5 protein-coding genes are annotated in these 3,927 nt (G+C 57.8%); all 5 read left to right on the top strand.

Translation table 11 applies throughout. From position 1 onward, the window contains the following. On the top strand, window positions 1-112 hold a 112-nt coding region (locus tag ACTD9P_RS29345; RefSeq protein WP_036984840.1), incomplete at its 5' end, for a transposase. Between the two features lie 192 nt (window positions 113-304). Next, a complete protein-coding gene (gene ospF, locus ACTD9P_RS29350) occupies window positions 305-1,111 on the top strand; it encodes a type III secretion system effector phosphothreonine lyase (RefSeq protein WP_438870384.1) in 807 nt (268 codons plus the stop codon). Between the two features lie 161 nt (window positions 1,112-1,272). Further along, window positions 1,273-1,854: an alpha/beta hydrolase gene (locus ACTD9P_RS29355; RefSeq protein ID WP_438870381.1), complete on the top strand. Its 582-nt coding sequence runs from the start codon at window positions 1,273-1,275 to the stop codon at window positions 1,852-1,854. 49 nt (window positions 1,855-1,903) lie between these two features. Beyond that, on the top strand, window positions 1,904-2,842 hold the full coding sequence (locus ACTD9P_RS29360) for a sigma 54-interacting transcriptional regulator (RefSeq protein ID WP_438870382.1): 939 nt from the start codon (window positions 1,904-1,906) through the stop codon (window positions 2,840-2,842). A gap of 125 nt (window positions 2,843-2,967) precedes the next feature. Next, entirely contained in the window at window positions 2,968-3,750 is a 783-nt protein-coding gene (locus tag ACTD9P_RS29365) for a MetQ/NlpA family ABC transporter substrate-binding protein (protein WP_438870383.1), read from the top strand. The last annotated feature ends 177 nt before the right edge of the window (window positions 3,751-3,927 follow it).

Below are 3,927 nucleotides of genomic sequence, written 5' to 3' on the forward strand. Positions count from 1 at the left end.
ACTGGAAGGGATAAACAATCGAATAAAGGTCATTAAGCGGATGGCGTACGGTTACCGGGATAGCGAGTTCTTTTTCATGAAGATCAAGAGCGTCTTTCCCGGTAATCCGTGAAGAACCTTTTTTTTGCCGGGAAAAAACCTGACCGTGGGAACCTCATTCGATCTTGTTCCACTCACTGTAGGACGTTTCGCCGGCAAGGGGCCAATGCTCAGTCAGGTTCTATGAAAAGTTTGCATGGACGCGACGGTTTTTCAATGTGGACCGTCGGCCCCGATTTTCCCCCTACAGAATCGGTATCCCGTTATGCAAAGAGTTAGACCCAAGCTCGGTTTGTCATTGAACACGTTGGCGCCCCCACCTCCACCGAAAAAAAACGCATCCGCTGAACTGCGCGGCATGTCCCGAAATGATGTCGCCGCGAGCACGCAAACCCGTTTTGCGTTGAATCATGGTGCGCCCACGTATGACGTGGCCATACGCGGGCGTGGTGAGCAGCATGCCGGTTGGTCTGCGTTCAACCAGTCAGCGTTGACCGGCACAGATGCGTTTATTCACATGGACCGCGTGAGCCCCAAAAGCCAGGGCGATTTTGCCGGTGATAAAATCCACCTCAGTGTCGCGCCGCAACACGTAGAAGCTGCGTTTAACGCGATTGCAAAGATCCTGCAGGCCGAAGACAGCCCGGTGGATAAATGGAAAGTCACTGATATGAGCCGCATGCACGCGAACATGTCCCCCGAGCAACAACGGGTGACGCTGGGTGCGCAGTTTACGATTTATGCCAAGCCTGACCGCCCGGACCACACCTATAGCCAGCAGTACATGGGCAAACTGCGCGGGATGATCAAAAGTGTTGAAAACGAACTGCAACACGCAGGCGTAGTGCCCAGCAGCAATCGACCAACCTCTGACGTGTCGCCTCAGCACTGGCAATTTGCGTCCTATCGCAATGAGAGAAACAGCGAGCGAGTGGGCTCGCCCACTCGAAACCAAGGGCTGGAACACGAACCGTTTTTTCAGCTTGTCGCTTTTCCTGACGCGTCTCCCACGTCTGCCAGCTCAACGCGTTCGCATTCATCCCTCCTGCCGCCGCCGTGGAACAGAGGCTAGATAAGGTTGGCTGGGTGAAAGGCCGTTGCCATTGATGCCAAACGCCGCACCTTCTCGGTGCGGCGTTTTGGTTATTAATAAATAGCTTCTTATTCCTTAACGAATATAAAACCCGTCCCTATACTGTTCAGCAACGTTAAACGCTGCAGGAGGGCACACCCATGCACAGCGAGTCGATTCGTTATCTGATCGTGCCGGGCTGGCAAGGATCGCCAGAAGATCATTGGCAAAGTCATTGGCAGAACAGCTTGCCCAACAGTGCGCGCGTGGAGCAGGCCGATTGGCTTACCCCGCGTCGCGAGGACTGGGTGGCCGCACTAGCCGAGGCTATCGCCGCCGACAGCACGCCGGTGATTCTCATCGCGCATAGCCTCGGTTGCATCACTGTGGCCCACTGGGCGGCCACGGCGCCGGTGCATTTTCTGCGGCAGGTGCGCGGCGCCTTGCTGGTGGCGCCGGCCGATGTCGAACGCCCCGCCTGCGCCCCGGCCTTGCGTAACTTTGCGCCGATACCCACCGACCTGTTGCCGTTTCCCAGCCAAGTGGTCAGCTCAGACAACGACAGCGCCGTCAGCGCCACCCGGGCGCTGGAACTGGCACGCAACTGGGGCGCCGAAGCCGGCATTCTGTCCGGCGCCGGGCATATCAATGTGAAGTCCGGCCACCAGCGTTGGGAGCAAGGTTTCGCCTACCTCTATCGACTGCAACATCGCCTGGAACATCACGCCCGGCGCAGTGCATAAATTTTTTTCAACGCCCCGTCCCTGAGTGGATTTGGGGCGGGAGCCTGCCATGAGTCATGACACCTTTGGCCAGCCATTGCTGACCTTTCCCGATGCCGAAAAAAGTCCGCTGAGCATCCGCGCCAAAGCGCTGGTGTTCGTCGACCCCCGCTCACGCCAACTGCGTGAAGAGCTGGAAAGCCTTGCGCCGCGTGCGTTGCCGGTATTGATTCGCGGTGAGACCGGCAGCGGTAAAGAGCTGCTCGCACGGCATATTCACCGTGGCAGCGATCGCACCGGGCTGTTTGTCTCGGTCAACTGCGGTGCCATCAGCCCCACCTACGCCGACGCCGAATTGTTCGGCTATGCCGCAGGCAGCCACAGCGGCGCAGCCAGCAGCCGCGCCGGCTGGTTTGGCTCGGCCAATGGCGGCACCTTGTACCTGGATGAAATCGGCGACTTGCCGCTGCCGATCCAGGTGAAGTTGCTCGCCGCCCTGGAAAACCACGAAGTCACCCGTGTCGGCGCTCATCAGCCAAGCCCGGTGGATGTGCGCCTGGTCGCGGCCACCAGTATCGACCTGGCCCAGGCCGTGGCCGCCGGCAAGTTTCATGAACGCCTGTTCCATTACTTGAGCGAAGGCCAGCTCGACCTTCCGGCCCTGCGCGAGCGGGTGGGCGACATCTTGTCGCTGGCTGAGTATTTCCTCGGCATCTACAGCCAGCGCCTGGACCTGCCGGTGCCACTGATCAGTGACGCCGCCCAACGTGTGCTGGAACATCACAGTTGGCCGGGTAATACCCGCGAGCTGGAAAACGTTATTCACTTTGCGCTGTTGGTAAGCAGTGGCGATGAGATTTTGCCCGAGCATTTAAACCTGCCCGCCGCAGGCTCGCCGCTGGAACAACTGCAGCGAATCTTCGCGAGTGCCACCGCCGCCGAGCAGCAAAGCTTGCTCAGCTTTTTGAATGAACAGCCGCTACATGAACAAAATGGAATATCAACTTGAATAAAAGATATTGTTCGGGAATAAAAAATATAGGTATTGTCCATCCCACGCCGCGATAGCACTTCGCTGGCACACCATAAAAAACGGTCGTCAGAGACGCCCCGGAATTTCGATAAGGACACTGCATGAAAAAGGTTCTGTTGTTTACCGCACTGGCGGCTGCCCTGACTGCAAGCTTCGCCCAGGCCAACGAGAAACTGGTGGTAGCGGCTACCCCGATACCGCACGCGGAGATCCTTGAGCTGGTCAAGCCGGCCCTGGCCAAAGAAGGCGTGGACCTGGAAATCAAAGTCTTCACTGACTATGTACAGCCCAACACCCAGGTTGCCGAGAAGCGTCTGGACGCCAACTACTTCCAGACCCTGCCGTACCTGGAAAACTTCAACAAGGGCAAGGGCACCAACCTGGTCACCGTGATTGGCGTGCACGTTGAGCCGATCGGCGGTTACTCGAAAAAGATCAAGAATATTTCCGAACTCAAAGATGGCGCCACCGTGGCCATCCCGAATGAAGGCTCGAACGCCGGCCGTGCCCTGTTGCTGCTGCAAAAGAACGGTCTGATTACGCTGAAAGACCCGACCAATGCACTGGCTACGCCGAAAGACATCGCCAGCAACCCGAAAAACCTGAAATTCAAAGAGCTGGAATCGGCGCTGCTGCCACGTGTGCTGGATCAGGTTGACCTGGACGTGATCAACACCAACTACGCCCTGGAAGCCGGCCTGAACCCAGCCAAAGATGCGCTGATCATCGAAGACGCCAAGTCGCCGTACGTGAACTTCCTGGTGGCCCGCCCGGACAACAAGGACAGCGGCGCTATCCAGAAACTGGCCAAAGCCCTGACCAGCCCGGAAGTCAAAGCCTTCATCGAGAAGAAGTACAACGGCGCGGTAGTGCCTGCGTTCTGATGTAGACCAAACCCCCTTCAAGGTTTGAACGCCGACGGCTACCGCAGCGTCGGCGTTTTTTTATGTGCGCCAGGCATGGCGCGTTGCGCGAAGCGCAACCAGCTTGGCTGTGGTGGCCTCGCTGGTGACTTGGAGGTGAAAGTCCTCTACACACCCGGCAAGGGGAAGTGTTAGCCA

The organism is Pseudomonas onubensis (assembly GCF_965653655.1).
Taxonomy (GTDB): domain Bacteria; phylum Pseudomonadota; class Gammaproteobacteria; order Pseudomonadales; family Pseudomonadaceae; genus Aquipseudomonas.